Origin of the sequence: Candidatus Enterococcus huntleyi (assembly GCF_009933175.1) — a bacterium.
Lineage (GTDB): Bacteria > Bacillota > Bacilli > Lactobacillales > Enterococcaceae > Enterococcus_K > Enterococcus_K huntleyi.
Map to the genome: position 1 here is coordinate 92517 of NZ_MAEJ01000027.1, position 16309 is coordinate 108825.

General features: G+C 37.5%; 14 protein-coding genes. 10 read left to right on the top strand and 4 right to left on the bottom strand.

Features of this window, described 5'->3' with window-relative positions; genetic code table 11:
* Position 1 precedes the first annotated feature (1 nt).
* The 9 genes from BAU15_RS11670 to BAU15_RS11705 all read left to right on the top strand — a co-directional run bounded on the left by BAU15_RS11670 (position 2) and on the right by BAU15_RS11705 (position 9557).
* Positions 2-862: a carbohydrate ABC transporter permease gene (locus tag BAU15_RS11670; protein WP_161842919.1), complete on the top strand. Its 861-nt coding sequence runs from the start codon at positions 2-4 to the stop codon at positions 860-862.
* Positions 855-1697, top strand: a complete 843-nt coding sequence (locus BAU15_RS11675; protein WP_161842920.1) for a carbohydrate ABC transporter permease — start codon at positions 855-857, stop codon at positions 1695-1697. The genes BAU15_RS11670 and BAU15_RS11675 overlap by 8 nt, the downstream gene beginning before the upstream one ends.
* 3 nt (positions 1698-1700) lie before the next feature.
* The gene (locus tag BAU15_RS11680) at positions 1701-3035 is read left to right on the top strand and encodes an HlyD family secretion protein (RefSeq protein WP_161842921.1); all 1335 of its coding nucleotides are present in this window, start codon (positions 1701-1703) and stop codon (positions 3033-3035) included.
* On the top strand, positions 3025-4065 hold the full coding sequence (locus tag BAU15_RS11685) for a hypothetical protein (RefSeq protein ID WP_161842922.1): 1041 nt from the start codon (positions 3025-3027) through the stop codon (positions 4063-4065). Before BAU15_RS11680 ends, BAU15_RS11685 begins: the two co-directional genes overlap by 11 nt.
* A 19-nt stretch (positions 4066-4084) precedes the next feature.
* Positions 4085-4744, top strand: a complete 660-nt coding sequence (locus tag BAU15_RS11690; RefSeq protein WP_161842923.1) for a response regulator transcription factor — start codon at positions 4085-4087, stop codon at positions 4742-4744.
* Complete coding sequence (locus BAU15_RS11695; RefSeq protein WP_161842924.1) at positions 4731-6131, top strand: sensor histidine kinase; 1401 nt, start codon at positions 4731-4733, stop codon at positions 6129-6131. Before BAU15_RS11690 ends, BAU15_RS11695 begins: the two co-directional genes overlap by 14 nt.
* Positions 6132-6659: 528 nt before the next feature.
* On the top strand, positions 6660-7634 hold the full coding sequence (locus tag BAU15_RS11700; RefSeq protein ID WP_161842925.1) for an ABC-three component system protein: 975 nt from the start codon (positions 6660-6662) through the stop codon (positions 7632-7634).
* Positions 7621-7857, top strand: a complete 237-nt coding sequence (locus tag BAU15_RS15940; RefSeq protein WP_420022127.1) for an ABC-three component system middle component 6 — start codon at positions 7621-7623, stop codon at positions 7855-7857. The genes BAU15_RS11700 and BAU15_RS15940 overlap by 14 nt, the downstream gene beginning before the upstream one ends.
* Before the next feature lie 50 nt (positions 7858-7907).
* Positions 7908-9557, top strand: coding sequence for a DUF2326 domain-containing protein (locus tag BAU15_RS11705; RefSeq protein ID WP_237580189.1), 1650 nt, complete (start codon positions 7908-7910; stop codon positions 9555-9557).
* 91 nt (positions 9558-9648) lie between these two features.
* Here BAU15_RS11705 and BAU15_RS15795 read toward each other — a convergent pair whose 3' ends face one another.
* The 3 genes from BAU15_RS15795 to BAU15_RS11720 all read right to left on the bottom strand — a co-directional run bounded on the left by BAU15_RS15795 (position 9649) and on the right by BAU15_RS11720 (position 14106).
* A complete protein-coding gene (locus BAU15_RS15795) occupies positions 9649-10224 on the bottom strand; it encodes a helix-turn-helix domain-containing protein (RefSeq protein WP_237580190.1) in 576 nt (191 codons plus the stop codon).
* Between the two features lie 312 nt (positions 10225-10536).
* A complete protein-coding gene (locus BAU15_RS11715) occupies positions 10537-11943 on the bottom strand; it encodes a PTS transporter subunit EIIC (RefSeq protein ID WP_161842927.1) in 1407 nt (468 codons plus the stop codon).
* Entirely contained in the window at positions 11944-14106 is a 2163-nt protein-coding gene (locus BAU15_RS11720) for a glycoside hydrolase family 3 N-terminal domain-containing protein (RefSeq protein WP_161842928.1), read from the bottom strand.
* Between the two features lie 133 nt (positions 14107-14239).
* Here BAU15_RS11720 and BAU15_RS11725 point away from each other — a divergent pair, with 133 nt between their 5' ends.
* On the top strand, positions 14240-15040 hold the full coding sequence (locus BAU15_RS11725) for a helix-turn-helix domain-containing protein (protein WP_161842929.1): 801 nt from the start codon (positions 14240-14242) through the stop codon (positions 15038-15040).
* A gap of 196 nt (positions 15041-15236) precedes the next feature.
* Here the strand turns inward: BAU15_RS11725 and BAU15_RS11730 are convergent, their stop codons facing one another.
* On the bottom strand, positions 15237-16127 hold the full coding sequence (locus tag BAU15_RS11730; RefSeq protein WP_161842930.1) for an ArsR/SmtB family transcription factor: 891 nt from the start codon (positions 16125-16127) through the stop codon (positions 15237-15239).
* Positions 16128-16309 lie beyond the last annotated feature (182 nt).

Below are 16309 nucleotides of genomic sequence, written 5' to 3' on the forward strand. Positions count from 1 at the left end.
CATGAAAGAAAAACTACGGCTTATTTATCAACAAAATAAGGGACTCACCTTCATACTTCCTAGTTTGATGGGAGTCTCGCTCTTCTTCCTTTTCCCTTATCTGAATGTCTTAATCCAGTCATTTATGTCACCTATGGAAAACGAAGGGGTCAGTTTGCGGAATTACCAACAAGTTATTGATAATCAGGCTTTTCGCTTAGCTGCCAGTAATACGATAAAGTTTGTGGGGGTCTGTCTGCCAATCCTCTTGAGCCTTTCTCTCGTGTTTGCCTTAATGTTAAGGCGGAGTAGTCGTGTGACCCATTGGTTGAAGACGGGTTTTCTCTTTCCAATGGTCATTCCGGTAGCGTCGATTGCTTTTTTCTGGCGCCTGGTGTTCGAAAAACAGGGTTTATTAAATCTATTAGTGAGCACGATTGGCCTCACACCTATGGATTGGATGAACACCAAAGAAGCTTTTTGGCTATTGGTTTTCACCTATGTTTGGAAAAATTTAGGCTACAATTTGATTTTATGGCTAGCAGGTCTTTCAGGGATTTCGGAATCGATTTATGAAGCTGCCCAGGTCGATGGGGCGAATCAATGGATGATATTTTGGCGAATCACTGTCCCGAATCTGTTGCCGACGTTCTTTATCACAACCGTCCTTTCTACGCTCAACACCTTTAAAATTTTCCGAGAGGCCTACTTAGTTGCCGGAGAGTATCCGCATCAGAGTATGTATCTAATTCAACATGTGTTTAATAACTGGTTTCGGGAAATGGATATCAGTAAGATGGCAGCTGGTAGTGTGCTGAATACTGGGGTGATTATGGGATTGATTCTACTATTACAAAGGAAATGGGGTGCGATGGATGAGTAAGTATAACATACGCTTAGCTTTTTTATGTGTGGTGGCGCTAGTGGTCTGCTACCCATTTATTTTCTTGACCATTGGCTCATTTATGGGTAGTGACGAGCTGAGAAATAATTTGGGCGGTGTGCTGGATAAGGGGACTAATTATGTCACCTGGTCTTGGCTGCCCATGTATCCAACGCTGTCGTCTTATGTCAAAGTTTTGCTAGATACACCGGCTTTTTTTATGATGTTTTGGAATTCAGTGAAGATTAGCTTGGGTGTCCTGGCGGGTCAATTTATGATTGCCACGCCGTGTGCTTGGGGATTTGCTCAGGGGAAATTTAAAGGAAAACGAGGGCTGTTTTTCATCTATATTGTGTTAATGTTGATGCCCTTTCAGGTCTTGATGTTACCAGAATATTTGATGTTGAAAAATTTGAATCTGATTGATACCTTAGGGGCAGTAATTTTACCGAATATCTTTAGTACTTTCCCCGTTTTTATTATGGTTTATTTTTTTAAGGCAGTGCCGCGGATTACATTAGAGGCCGCGCGGATAGATGGTGCGAGCGAATGGCGTATCTTTTTTCAAATTGGGATCCCTCTGGGAAAGTCTGGGATTATTTCGGCGCTTCTTCTGACATTCTTTGAAAATTGGAATCTAATCGAGCAACCGATGCTATTTCTAGAGGATAAACAGAAGTGGCCCTTATCGCTACAATTACCGAATATTAGTCTGGAAAAGGCGGATGTAGCCATTGTGTCTTCCATGGTGGCGATGATTTTACCTATTTTATTATTTTTAACGTTTCAAAAAGAGTTAGAGGAAGGAATTGCCGTTTCGGCATCAAAGGAATAAGTGATGAAGAAAAAAGGATTGAAAATCATTGGTTATTTTTTACTAGCTATGTTGGTGCTAACTTTATTGTCACGACTGGTGACGAGCGCCCTAACGCCTAAAGTTAAGGTCGGGAAAGTTACGGAACAATTCATTACCCATCAACCGGTAGCTGAAGGCTTAGTTACCTACAAACAGCAGCAGTCTCTCACGATGGTTTCAGAGCTTTTCGTAGATAGCGTAGATGTAGTAGAAGGACAACAAGTAAAAAAAGGCCAATTATTATATCGTTTAAACCGCCAAAAAATCGATGAAAAGGTACAGGCTATAGAAGGCGAGATTGCTAAGCTTCAGCTACAAAATACGCAGTCAGCCAATGAACGTGCGGTGGAAGCTGATAAACAACAACGAGCGATTCAGCGAGCAGCACAAGCCCATGACGAAGCCATTCGTTATGGCAATCAAGTCATTCAGCAGGCACAAGAGGAATTACAAGATTCGCAAAATCAGTTAAAAGCACTAGATAAAAATAAAGAAAGCTACGAGGAAGAAAAGAAACAGCTAGAGGCGGCTGTGACCGAGAAACGTAAAGCTTATGACGAAGCGATTATTAATAAAGATAAGGAGGTCAATGAAGCGCGTCGCAGGATGGAAGAGACGCAAGATCCTGTCAGTGAGGGGACGAGTATTGAGCAAAACCAACAGGATATTGACCAAAAGCAAAGAGAACTAAACCAGTTGAAGCGGCTACAAACCGCGAACGGGGAAATTAAAGCGAGTTTGGCTGGATTAGTCACCCATATTGGGATTAAAGCTGGCGGGTTAACGACGGGAGAGGCACCTCTATTATTGGCTGATCCTCGTGCTGGCTTGCGACTTCAGCTATCTTTTCTAAAGGAAGAACAAAAATATCTAACTCTAGGGACTGAGGTTCGTCTTGCTCGAGTGGTGGGGAATGAAGAGGGCAAAGAAAAACTTGCGAATCAGAAAATCACGTCCATTACAGAAGATAAGGAGGATCCAAGCCTTTTAAATGTGTTAGTTGATCTGCCCGCAGAGGGGATTGCCATTGGTGAAACAGTAAAGGCGGAAATTAATGTGCCTGCCACCAAATACCAAGAATGCATTCCAATCGAAGCTTTGAAGATGGAATCTGGAAATGCCTATTATGTTTATAGCCTAGCGACTAAGGATACTGTGTTGGGTAAGGAGAAAGTGCTTGAAAAAATCAAAGTTGAATTGCTGGATAAAAATACTCAGTTTGCCGCTGTGACGGGAATTAATCATGGAAAAGAAGTGGTTGTAAGCACTGATAAAGAAATTGGGAAAGGAACAACGGTACGTGTCAATGAAGAGTAAACGAGCCAATCTTCATTTATTCAAAGGCTGTTTGTTGCTACTTTTCCTAGTTGGTCTAGTTTATAATTTGCTGACGATTCACAAGCTAGCAGAGTTCTCGTCTTTTGTTCAATTTTCAATCGAAAATCAAGATAGCCAATTGGATGGTAAACGTGCGCATGAGTTATTGCAAAAAAACGAGACATTAACCGAAGGCTTCTCGATGGTTATTTGGGGTAGAAAAGGGGAGGAATCTCTAGTAGCGAAAGAGCTAGGAAATTCAGCAGAAACGCAAGTGTTTGCCTTACAGGGAAATAGTCAGATACTCTTTCCAAACAGTCCGGGACTTCTGCCAGATAATCAAAAGGAATGTTTGATTAGCTCGGCCTTAGCCACCAAACTTTTTGGTAGCACCCAAGTGAAGGGACTAGCACTCATTTATCAAAAGAAAACTTACCAGGTATTGGCGGTAGTTCCTAGCTCGCACTCCTTCTTTGTTTACGAAGCAAGGAATAAAGAAGTAACCGGACTTAATCGATTGACTTTATTAAGTAAAGAGCATACCAACAAGCCTTTATTAAAAGAAACCTTGGGAGAACGGCTAGGTGTCACGGGACAAGTGTTAGATTATGATATTTATCGGATATTCTTGCTGTTCGTAAACACCCTCTTGTTATTTTTTATGGTGGCTGTGTCCACTTGGCAGTTATTTTTCGCTACGAAGAGTATTTTTCAGCAAAGAAAACTAACTAAAGAATGGTCGCTACGTTGTTTATTTTGGTTGTTACTTTTGGTTGTCTGTTACTTTTTAGTCAAGAAAACACAAATCTCTAGTGAGTATCTACCTACTAAAATGTCTGATTTTGCTTTTTTTGAGTCTCTCGGAAAGCGAATGATTGATAACAGTCGATTACTTTTACAAAGTGCAAAATATCCAGGAGAGTTTCACTACATAGAAGGCTTGTTGAAAACAGTCGTTGTCACAGGGGCATTGCTTATAGTAAGCTTAATTCATACGCTAAAAAAGTGGCTAATTAAATTAATTAAATGACAGAAGCGAGGAAAGAATAATGCAGACGATCCTATTAGTGGAAGATGATTATAGTATCCGCCAATCCATTAAGAGCGGCTTAGAGGAAGAGGGGTATAAAATTATTGAAGCCGAAGATGGAGAAGAAGCGATAACACTTTTTTCTCAGAATGAGATCCATTTGGTGCTACTTGATATTATGTTACCTAAGCTTCGAGGCGAGGCCGTTTTGAAAACAATTCGTCAAACCAGTGAAGTACCAGTTCTGATTATTAGTGCCTTAAATGATGAGCTAATTCAAGTAGAGACTTTTAAGAATCGGGTGGATGACTATGTAGTGAAGCCTTTTTCACTGAATATCTTGTCCTATAAAATTAAATCTCTCTTAAGGCGAGTGTATGGGGAAGAGGCAGGAAAAGTGGTGTATAAACACTTGACCTTGATTCCAAAAAATTACGAAGCCTACCTTGCTGGGGAACCGCTGCAACTATCGGCTAAGGATTTCGATATTTTACAAGTTATGTTATCTAACCAAGGTCGGGTCTATGAACGAGAGGAATTGATTACCTTGGTTTGGGGATATGAATACTATGGCGATATCCGTAATATTGATGTGCATATCAAAAATATCCGGAAGAAGACCTGGTCGGATTTAATTCGTACCGTTAAAGGAGTGGGCTATAAAATTGAAAAAGCTTAAACGCATTTTTAAGATACGTTCGCTCTTTGTGAAGACGTGGCTGATGACTTTGGCCGGGATCTTTCTAACGACAGGCTTGTTGTTTTTAATTGTCGGTTATTTTGCGGATTCATTGATTTACGATACGCAGGAAACGAATTTTGAGAAGGAGTCCACTAAGATTATCTCGCTCATCAAAAAGGATGACCCAAAAGCATTAGATCGGTATGTGGCACAGGGCTATACGATTCAGATTGATGAAAATACCTGGCAGGTTGGAACAACAAGGGAGCCTGTTCTTCCCAAAGAAGCGGAAGTTGAGCCATTCGAAGAGACAGAAGAAGTCGCAGAGTCTGGAACTATTGTCACAACGAACACAAAAATGATAATAGATCCTAAAAAGAATTTTCGAAAGGATGCGAGTCTGGTGATTGATGGGAAGGATACGACCATTATCATCTATTACCCAATCGCGTTGTCACAAAATGAAATTGTCGGTGTACTGCGATCAATTGCCCCTTACTTCGTCTTGATTACGTTAGTTGTTTCCAGTCTAATTGCCCTCGGATATGCGAAATATTTTACGAGAAAAATCAAAAAAATAAATACAATCGTGGAAGAAATGGCCGCTGAAACGTATCCTTTAAACCAGATAGAAAAGCAAGGCGATGAGCTACAAGCGCTGAATAATCACATCTACAAAATGTACGCCAAGCTTAGACAAACCATGCAGGATTTAGAAGATGAGGTTACGCATGTAAAAAAAGTGGAAGATAGCCGCCGTTTATTTATGAGTGGGATTACCCATGAGTTGAAAACGCCCATTATGAATATGCGATTGTCATTGAATAACATCTACGCAAAAGAAGGCAATCCTGAGAAACAGCAAGAACTACGGAAACAATTGGACTATTTAACCGGAATGAATCGTTTGGTAAGCGAACTCCTGGAGCTGAGTCGAGTGGATGAAGCTGTCACTAATGAGCAAGTGAGGATCGTGCCTGTACTGGAAGAAATTAGTGAGGTATATAGCGAAATGCTGGAGGATAAAAAACAAAATATTCAGATGACCATCGATGATGACGCGATGATGACTATCCCCACGAATAAACTGAAGAAGTTATTTTCCAACTTGCTAGGAAATGCCATTAAGTATGCGCCAGAACAGAGTACGATTCAGATTAAAATATCTAAGAAATGTTTTGAGATTACTAATCAAATGGCTTCAAAACAGGACAATTTGAGTATCGAAGATTTGCACAAACCCTTTGTAACTACTGATAAAATATCAGACTATCCTTCTCACGGACTAGGCTTGTATCTAGTAAAGTCGATGTTGCTATTTTACACCTATCAATCAACGTGTGAGATGAAAGACGGAGCATTTATCTATCGGATATTTTTGTGACGGATGAGTAGATTGTTGGTTAGGGGTCGGAATAAAGTAAGTAGAGGAGCTGGTCATGAAGATTAGCTCTTCTTTTCTGTAAATAGAGTAGAGTGGGAGAAATATTCTGTAGTGGCGATGTTTTAGTGATTGAAAATAGTTGGCTTTTGGAGAAAATAGATAAACTACGTTAAGCTCGGTTTAACAGAGTAGGTGATTGAAATTATCATGTACTCTGTAAATTATCATCTATCAAGATAAATTCACTCATCATGATAAATTGATTGTTGATTATCAAGAAGTGACGATTCTATAAGAAGATCAAAGATTCTTAAGTTTTATGGAGGAGTTGAATGAAGACATAAACGGTGCAGAATAATCAAAATAGCGGTAAGACAAAGTTTAGTAGACCATTTCTTGGAGTAGTCTTTTTTCAGGTTAGTCATTCAAATAGCAGAAAAATCTACCTATATCTGACTACTTCGTGTATTGGTTAGTTAAAGGTGTTATACTCAGTGCGGCTGCTATGAAGTGTGAAGGAGGGTATTCATGAAGAGAAGTACGTATTTTGACTATATTGAAGAAAAATTAATGATCTTGTCCTATCGAATCAAAACGCGTGGGAAGTTGAACATCTTGAATCTAAATATTCATTCAGAAGTCTTTTATACCCAGTTACTGAATCTCTTGTTTGACTATTCATTCGTGAACCTCAATGCACTCAAGCAAAATGCGCAAGGGATAGACTTAATTGACAGATTAAATAAAGTAATTGTTCAGGTGTCTTCAACCTGCACGAAACAAAAGATTGAGCATTCATTAAGTAAACTTGATACAACCACTTATTTGGGCTATCGGTATTTATTTGTGGCTTTGACAGGTGATGGTAAGGAGTTGCGCTCGAAGATGTATCCTACGATTCAAGGGATTGAGTTCACGCCTCTCTCGGATATCTATGATGTGAAATCGATTGTGAATATCGTTCTAAATTTACCTCTTAGTAAGCAAAAAAAGCTCTATAATTTTATTAATGAAGAGCTTGGCCCTGGAGCAGATATAATAAAAATTGATAGCAATCTGACCGAAATTATTACTATTTTATCGAAAGAAGATCTTGCTATTCCTTACGAATCACCAGAAATTAATTCATTCGAGATCGAAAGGAAAATAGAGTATAACGACTTAGTAAGTAGCGCCTCAACGATTGATGACTACAAAATTTTTTATAGTAAAATCAATGAAAAATATACGGAGTTTGATAAGTTAGGAACGAATAAAAGTTTTTCCGTGCTTATGACGATTCGAAAATTGTACACGAATTTGTGTAAGGAAAATGATAGTAGTGGGCAGGAAATATTTTTTCAAGTGATTGATAATCTGATAGAACTAATCATAAAAAGTAAAAATTACAACGGGATTCCATATGAAGAAATCGAACTTTGTGCGTCGATATTAGTGGTAGATGCCTTTATAAAATGCAAAATATTTGAGAATCCGGAGGGCTACAATTATGTTACTACCTGATAATATCAACCCTAAACTGAGTATTTACTATAATAGTTCTCTATTATTGGCTGTTTTGAATAAAAAGGATGGATTACCGCTTATTAAGTTATATCAAGAAGTGAAAAAGAAGAATGATCTCTCATTCACCACATTTATCTTGTGTCTTGACTGGTTATTTTTGATTGAGTCAGCAAGGGTTAATGAGGAGGGGAGCGTTAAATTATGTACCTCAAAGAATTGACTTTGCTTACGCCAAATAGAGTGATTCGAGCGCTCAAATTTAAAAATGGGATGAATTTAATTGTTGATGACACACCGCTGGGCGAGACGAAGACGACAGGAAATAATGTTGGGAAAACGACAGTCCTAAAGTTAATAGATTTCTGTTTGGGTGCGAAGTCTAAACTAATTTATACAGATGATGAGAATCAAAAACAGACCTATAGTCTGGTAAAGGACTTTTTGTTTACTGAAGATGTTCGAGTGAAACTGATTCTATCTGAAAATTTAGCGGATCCTGCAGCAAAGGAAGTATCTATAGAAAGAAATTTTCTCACTGCAAGTAAAGCAATCAGAAAGATTAATGGGGAGGATGTACTGGCTAAAGAATTTGAGGAAGCGCTAGAACGGCAGCTTTTCCCCGATAAAACAGTCGACAAACCGACGTTCAGACAAATTATTTCTCATAATATCAGATATAAAGATACTAGCATAAATAACACAACGAAAACACTGGATAAATTTACGGCAAATACTGAGTATGAAGCGTTATACCTTTATTTATTAGGCTGTAGAGTAGTGGATGGTGAGCGGAAACAAGTACTTACTGCAAAGATAAAGCAGGAAGAAATGTTCAAGAAGCGATTGGAAAAGGTCCAAACAAAATCAGCATATGAAGTGGCGCTCACTTTAATAGATGCTGAAATTGGCAGATTAAATAAGAAAAAGGAGCGCTTTAATCTGAATGAAGATTATGAGCAAGATTTAGAAGAACTCAATAGAGTGAAATACAATCTAAATAAAAAAAGTTCTGAATTGAGCAAACTGATGATTAGAAAAGAGCTTATTAATGAGGCTGTAACGGAGCTCGAGTTGGAACACGCAGATATTGATGTAGTAGCTTTAGGCGCACTCTATCAAGAAGCGACGCATAATGTTTCTGACATTCAGAAGTCTTTTGAAGAATTGGTTGCATATCATAATACAATGATTATCGAAAAAGTAAAATTTATTGCTCAAGATTTGCCTAAGATTGAAGCGGCCCTTGGTGTCTGCGAAGTGGTGATCAATAGTCTTCTAGAAAATGAGAAAACATTGGCAGAAAAAATAACAAAAGGAAATTCTTTTGAAGAACTTGAAAAAGTTATTTACGAATTAAATGAGCAACACAGGCAAAAAGGTGAATTTGAAACGGTGATTGCCCAACTTGAGACTGTCGAAACGGAGATAGCGACTCTATCTTCGGAAATTGAAAAGATCGATAAAAATCTCTTTTCGGAAGAGTTTGAATCAAAATTAAAAGGGCAGCTTGAAAAGTTCAATAAGCTATTCTCGACTATTTCATTTAAACTTTATGGAGAGCGTTACGCTCTTAAATACGATATTGAAGAAAAAAATGGACGTTCAGTGTATGTTTTTAATGCCTTCAATGCCAACCTGAGTTCTGGCAAAAAACAAGGCGAAATCATTTGCTTTGATCTAGCCAATATCTTATTTTCGAATTCAGAAAATTTGCCGACATTTAATTTCTTATTGAATGATAAAAAAGAGCTCATGCATGACAATCAATTGATAAAGGTCGCCAGATTTGTTCAAGAAAATAATGTTCAGCTGGTAGCGTCCATCCTAAAAGATAAATTACCAGAAACAGTTTTAGCGGATGCGCATATTGTTGTTGAGTTATCTCAAAAGTCAAAACTGTTCAAGATTGAAGCGCGTTGAGGATTTGGGATTTATTAAGCGTGTGCATGTGAAAAAGCTCTGACTCTATGACTGGGTCAGAGCTTTTTAGCGTGAACTAGTTCAGTGGATCTCATTCGTAAAACAAACTATAAATCAGTAACGCTACTAGCGCGACTCCTAAGAGTATCCAGATTAATTTGCCAACAGGATGATTGGGATTTATGGAAATACCGATTCCGTAGGCTTTCGGAATGAATAAAGGTTGTGGTCCCTTGTGATCGCTTTTATAGAACGATTTATAGATGATATAGCTGGAGAGTGCTAAGGGGATACAGACAGCGATGCCCAGAGAACCCATGATATTCTCGTTGAATTTATCGCCAAAAAATATAGACAAAATACTTAGCAATAAAATGGCTATTATCGAGAGGGTAGCAATGTAGGTGGCGATGCGTTCCGTTCGTTTCTTTTTGATCAATTTGTAATCTTCGTCGACTTTTTTCATATACTCAGGATCTCCTTTTAGCATGTAGTCGAGAGACAGAGAATAGTTTTCACTGATTGAGATTAGGGTAGGAATATCTGGAAAGTTTTTACCGTTTTCCCAGTTCGAGACAGTCTGTCGGGTCACGAACAGCTTGTCTGCCATTTCCTGTTGGGTAATCCCTAATTCATTTCTTCGTTCTTTCAAAATTTGTGCAAACATTTCATTTGTCTCCTTTCATTACTAAGGTAGTCCAATGAGCGTAGTTATTCAAGAAAGCTCTGTTTGACAAGGCGCAAGGCCTGCTTGCATGGTTGATAAATCAGGATTTCTAGATGCTCTAAGTGTTCCATAGATGAGTATAGCATGAAGGAGAATCATATAAAAAGGATTACTATTTGTGATGATTCATACTACTTATCGTTTGGAGCAAAGGCCGAAATTATTTGATGGTAAGTGGAGAAGGAGAGGGTAATCTAAAGGCGAGCATAGAATGAATACTACACTCGCCTTTAAATTATAGCTGTCACTTATTTATATCGATTGATTTTTCATTTTCCCATAGAAATAAGTTGAACAGAAAGAAACGACACAGCTTAGAGCCATACAAATGAAGAAAGTTGGCCAAAATTCTAATGGGATAGATAAGAACCCTGGAAGACCACTGATTCCCACGGAGGTTGCTATCACATGCTGAGTAGCCATGAACCCACCGATTAATCCAGAAGTAAGAATAGCAAAGACAAATGGAAATTTATATTTTAGATTAATACCAAACATGGCTGGTTCGGTGATGCCCATATAAGCAGAAAGCCCAGCAGCTAAACCGACACCTTTTAACTTTTTATCTTTAATTAAGAAATTCATAGCAATTGCTGCGGAGCCTTGAGCTAAGCTTGACATAACTCCGATAGGCCATATGTAGTCTCCACCATTCGCCATTAATTGAATATGAATTGGTAAAAAGGCATGATGCATTCCAGTTACAACTAATGGTGCTAAACCCGTACCATATGCGATTCCACCTAAGAAAGGTACGTGACTGAATAGCCAAACAATGCCTCCAACAATTGTATTACCAATGTAGATTGTTACTGGTGCAATAATAACAAAAGTTAAAATACTGGTAATTAGAATAGCAACAGGAGCGACAACTAATAATTGAATGGTTTCAGGTACTCGTTTACGTAACCCTATTTCCATTTTTGCTAAGACATAACCTGAGACTAATGCTGGAAGAACTTGTGCCTGTAATCCCATTTTAGTGATTGAAAATCCTAGTATAGTCCACTGTGGGATGTCTCCAGAAGTTAATGCTTGTCCATAGTTCCAAGCGTTCATTAAGTCAGGATGAACAAATACTAGTCCTAGAACGATTCCCAGTAAAGGACTTCCCTTGAAATATTTTACTGTTGACCAAGTAATCAGTGCAGGTAAAAATTGGAAAGATGTGTTGGCGATGGTATTTATCATGCTAGACAAGTCAGCTATTCCTGGGAAAGTTTCAATGACAGATCCAGTAAAAAATATTCCCGGATTGGTTAACAAATTGTTTAAACCCATCAACAAACCAGCAGTTACAATAGCGGGTAAGATAGGGACAAATACGTCACCTAAAATTTTGATGACACGTTGCAACGGGTTTAAGCTGACCACTGCTGCAACATCTTTGACTTCTTGTTTAGACATACTTTCTAATCCGGTTTGTTCAATGACTGAATCATAAACTTTTGAAACCTCTGGGCCAATGACTACTTGGTATTGACCATTTGCCTTAAAAGTCCCTTTTACAACTTCTAAACTCTCCAGTAATGATTTTTCTGCCTTGTTTTCGTCGTGCAAAACAAAACGTAACCTGGTAACGCAATGCGTGAGCGCAGCAATATTTTCTTTACCACCTACACCTTTGATAATTTCTTTTGCCTCATTTTGATAGCTCATTTACTCTTCGACCTCAATTCTTGTCATATTTTTTTGTTCTATTTGTGAACTGTTTCCAATCATGATCAGATACTCACCAGCATCAACTAGTTTATTAAAAAGTTCATCGTAATAGGCGAATGTATCACGATCAATTTGGAAACAAAGAGTCTTTTTTTCTTTAGCTACTAACTTTATTTTTCGATAGTCTCGCAATTCCTTCACAGGTCGGGCATAGGTACCAAACTTAGCACCAATGTAAAGTTGAACTACTTCTTGACCATCCCTATCTCCTAGATTAGCGACATCAATGGAAACTTGCCAACTGTTTTTTTTCAGCTTTGAAACTTGCATATTATCTATTGAAAAATTAGTATAACTTAAGCCAAAGCCAAATTGGAATTCTGGCTCATTGGATATATCAATATATCTAGTTGTATTGAATTTTTCGAGCTGATAGGGTCTCCCTGTATGATGATGATTATAATAGATGGGCAACTGTCCTTCGTGACGTGGAAAAGTCATTGTCAGCTTTCCAGAAGGATTTATTTTTCCTTCTAAAATATTTAAGATGGCGGAGCCAGCTTCACAACCTAAATGCCACGTTTCAACAAGAGACTTAGCGTAAGGCAATAGGGTTGAAACAATCATAGGCCGGCCGTTCATTAAAGCCACAATTATATTTGGATTAACAGTTGAAATGGCTTTTGTAAATTCTAATTGATCTTGCTCTATACCTAAGATTGCTTTTGACTTAGCTTCACCAGAATCGGTAGCTTTTTCACCCAAGACCACGACAATTTTATCTAGTTTAGAGATCAGATTTATAGTCTCCTTTTTGAAGGAACGATCCTTCTTGAAGTCATTATAGGCGTCCTCTAATATAAAATACTGTTTATTTTTTTTCTCAGATACTGCCTGAGCAACTGTAATAATCTCTTGAGCACTTCCTTTGCAAGCCCAAGTATCCAGCATACTATTATGATCGTTTAAGTACTTTCCAGTAAAGCCTACTTTATCAGTGTTTTTAAGGGGGAGTAACTCTTCATTTTTTAATAACACAATGGATTCTTCAGCTACTTGTCGAGCTGTCTCTCGATATTCTTTGCTTTTATTGATAATAGTCGCATAATGCTCTGGAGAGGAGCGATAGGGATTTTCAAATAACCCTAGTTTGACTTTTAATGAGAGTAATCGATAAACAGCTTTATCTAATGAAGACTCGTTGATTACTTGACGATGGATTAATTCTTTCAAAGTATTTAGATAAAGCAAGGAAGACATGTCGACATCTAGTTGGCAGTCGATTGCTTTTTTGACTGCGTCTTCATAATCTTTTGAAAATCCATGAGTAATTGTTTCCTGCAATGCATTCCAATCAGAAATTAATAGGCCTGAAAAAGATAGCTTTTCTCGTAGTATATCGATCAAAAGTTTTTTATTCGTAGTTGCCGGTATGCCGTTTAATAGACTAAAACTACTCATAATTGTTAGAACACCTTCATCGATTAAACGCTTAAAAGGAGGAAGGTACACATTTGCTAGTTTATAACTAGAGAGATCAACTGTATTGTAATCACGGCCAGCTTCTGCTTCAGAGTAAGCAGCAAAATGTTTTCCGCAAGCGATTAGTCGATTTCGGTCTAGTTGTCCATTACAGAGATTTCCTTGGAATCCAGTGACTTTAGCTGCCCCAAATTCTTCAGTTAGAAAGGTATCTTCACCAAATGATTCTGCTACTCGTCCCCAACGAGCATCTCTGCTGACATCGACCATAGGCGCAAAGGTCCAATGAATTCCTGCTGCCGCTGCTTCTTCTGCTGCGATTTCTGCTGTTTTTCTTATTAGTTCTGAATTCCATGTACAAGACTCTGCTAATGGAATAGGGAAGGTGGTTAAGAACCCGTGAACAACATCCTCTGCGAATAGTAAGGGGATACCTAGTCGAGTTTCTTCGACTGCTACTTTTTGTAGTTTGTTCGCTTTTTCAATTTCTTTTATTGATAAAAAGGAACCCACAGATCCATTGCGCACTAATTTTTCGTAATGTTCTTCTTTACCACCATAAATCGAGGTTCCGACCTGATTGACTTGCCCAATTTTTTCTTCAATAGTCATCTTGGATAACAGACTTTTGATAAATGAATCTTCGAAAATTCCTGAGGTAGCTTTCAATACTTTCACATCCAGTTTTTTTATAATATACTATGGTGAATCGCTTAAGTTCGTAATAAGAATAACAATGATTGCAATCGGTTTCTTTATATATGATTACTTTTTTTTACAAAATAGCAACCTAGGAGGGATTAATGAAACTATGAAAGATTTAAAAATAGTAGATAGTTACTTCTTTAGTAGACCCATTGATACGTATGTTTCTGAGCCCATCGAACATCGCTTAGTTGATTCTTATGAAATAGAGGTTATCACGGAAAGCCGAGGGGGGATGTATATAGATGGTGAGTATTATACTGTAAAAAAAGGAGATTTAATTTTTAGATATCCTGGGCAAACGACGCAGGGAATTCTTCCTTATTCATGCTATACATTACGATTTGAATTAGTAGACGAGTTATTTGATGAGCTTGCAAAGAATCACATTCCAATGATTTCAGATGGGGAGATTACCAAGCAAATAGCACCAATTATTGAAGATATTTTTAATGAACATATTAGTCAGAATGCAGTTTCAGCTTATTTTATTGAGTATCAACTGAGCAAGCTAATTTATTTGCTACTATATTTTTTTCATCCAAGGGCTCGAAATTTTCAAAAGGATTTTAATGTTCAAAATGTCTATGTGTCAGAATGCTTAGCCTATATCCAAACAAATTGGCAAGAGGTTGTCATTGATGACCTCGTCAGAAAAATGGGCGTAAGTAAACCGTATTTAATGAAAGTATTCAAGAAGGAAACAGGTAAAACAATTTTAGGTTACATTGATGAAACAAAGATTAACCATATAAAAAAATTATTGATTTTTACGAAGGATTCAATGACTGATATTGCTTATTTAGCTGGCTTCAAAACTCCTAGCTATTTCTCTAACTATGTAATTAAGCACACAGGAATGTCACCTAAACAACTTCGAAAAAAATATACTTCTATCAGTAAGTGAGACTATTTGTATTGGAGGTAATAACAATTTTTAGCGTAAAAATAAAAACGTGTGTAATTATTTATCTCTTTTATGAATTAATTTTGAAACTTTTTTTGATTTAGTGGCAATCATCAAATTTTCAGAGTATACAAAAAGCTCGGTGTACATTTACTTGTACGCCGAGTTTTTTGTTTGATGAACTATCCAAGCTATTTTAACTGTAGAAAGTCTTGATTTTAATATCTTGATCATAATTACCGAAGCCTTTGCCAAATAGGGTACAGCCACCGATGTGCTTGGCATCTTCTTTGACTTCAATTTTTAGATGCCAAGTATCTTCGTGGCTAGGAATATCAGCAATTCGAATTTCTGACATAGGATCACCTTCCATATAGGTCCCATGATTCATCACACGAATCGTTTTTAGAATTCCATATTGATTTAAATTATCTGGGTACCAATCTGGTGTGTATTTTCCGCGAATATCGGCAAAGTCACCGGGACTTGTCCAAGTACCCAATTCAACACCATTTAAAGTGAAAGTGATATCTGAAGGCCAATTGTCGTTAGAAAATGGAAACTCTGAAGAAATCTCCATGGAAATCTCCAACATCTCAAGTTTTTCTGAGGCAGTTAGAAAGTTTGGTGATTGGTATTCAACAAATCCTTTAGTAAACCAAAGAATCCGCGCGTCCATCCGACTAGGATCCATGAAATATTTTGGTTCATCCACTGGGCCGATGAAATCACTTAGGGTTGCAAGACCACACGTTGGTTCAATCGAATAATTTGTGTAGTGTCCAACAGGGATAGCACTTTCCTTCGTATCAAAGGCATTAAAGATTTTTTCCGGAAAATTAATCTCAATTTTGTCTATCCGTAGGCTAGAAATTTTCTGCTGGCCAACTTTTTCCGTCTTAATCAGCTTGGCTTCTTCAAGCTTCTTAATGTGCATCGTGACAATTGCGCTACTTAGCCCTAATTCAGCGGCTAACTCTTTGACGTTCATTTTATTCTTGGCTAAAAGCTGGATAATTTTGATTCTGACATTGCTTGCTAATGCTTCATAAACGGGCAATGCCTCAGCGTTAATCTCTAATTGCATCTATTTCACCTCATTAAATCGATTATTTGTCCTTATGTTAACATATTCATTAATAACTGTAAATATAATCATTATTTTTCTTCATAATTAATAAATATATTAATCGATATTTAATATTATTGCTGTTTTTTAACATATTTACTATTGACAGCGATTTCTTTTCGTTTTATTATTTACTTATA

What these genes read in the sequence shown, in the direction of transcription:
- BAU15_RS11670 (WP_161842919.1), top strand. Translation starts at nt 2, where the DNA reads ATGAAAGAAAAACTACGGCTTATTTATCAACAAAATAAGGGACTCACC.
- BAU15_RS11675 (WP_161842920.1), top strand. Translation starts at nt 855, where the DNA reads ATGAGTAAGTATAACATACGCTTAGCTTTTTTATGTGTGGTGGCGCTA.
- BAU15_RS11680 (WP_161842921.1), top strand. Translation starts at nt 1,701, where the DNA reads ATGAAGAAAAAAGGATTGAAAATCATTGGTTATTTTTTACTAGCTATG.
- BAU15_RS11685 (WP_161842922.1), top strand. Translation starts at nt 3,025, where the DNA reads ATGAAGAGTAAACGAGCCAATCTTCATTTATTCAAAGGCTGTTTGTTG.
- BAU15_RS11690 (WP_161842923.1), top strand. Translation starts at nt 4,085, where the DNA reads ATGCAGACGATCCTATTAGTGGAAGATGATTATAGTATCCGCCAATCC.
- BAU15_RS11700 (WP_161842925.1), top strand. Translation starts at nt 6,660, where the DNA reads ATGAAGAGAAGTACGTATTTTGACTATATTGAAGAAAAATTAATGATC.
- BAU15_RS15940 (WP_420022127.1), top strand. Translation starts at nt 7,621, where the DNA reads ATGTTACTACCTGATAATATCAACCCTAAACTGAGTATTTACTATAAT.
- BAU15_RS11705 (WP_237580189.1), top strand. Translation starts at nt 7,908, where the DNA reads ATGAATTTAATTGTTGATGACACACCGCTGGGCGAGACGAAGACGACA.
- BAU15_RS15795 (WP_237580190.1), bottom strand. Translation starts at nt 10,224, where the DNA reads ATGTTTGCACAAATTTTGAAAGAACGAAGAAATGAATTAGGGATTACC.
- BAU15_RS11715 (WP_161842927.1), bottom strand. Translation starts at nt 11,943, where the DNA reads ATGAGCTATCAAAATGAGGCAAAAGAAATTATCAAAGGTGTAGGTGGT.
- BAU15_RS11725 (WP_161842929.1), top strand. Translation starts at nt 14,240, where the DNA reads ATGAAAGATTTAAAAATAGTAGATAGTTACTTCTTTAGTAGACCCATT.
- BAU15_RS11730 (WP_161842930.1), bottom strand. Translation starts at nt 16,127, where the DNA reads ATGCAATTAGAGATTAACGCTGAGGCATTGCCCGTTTATGAAGCATTA.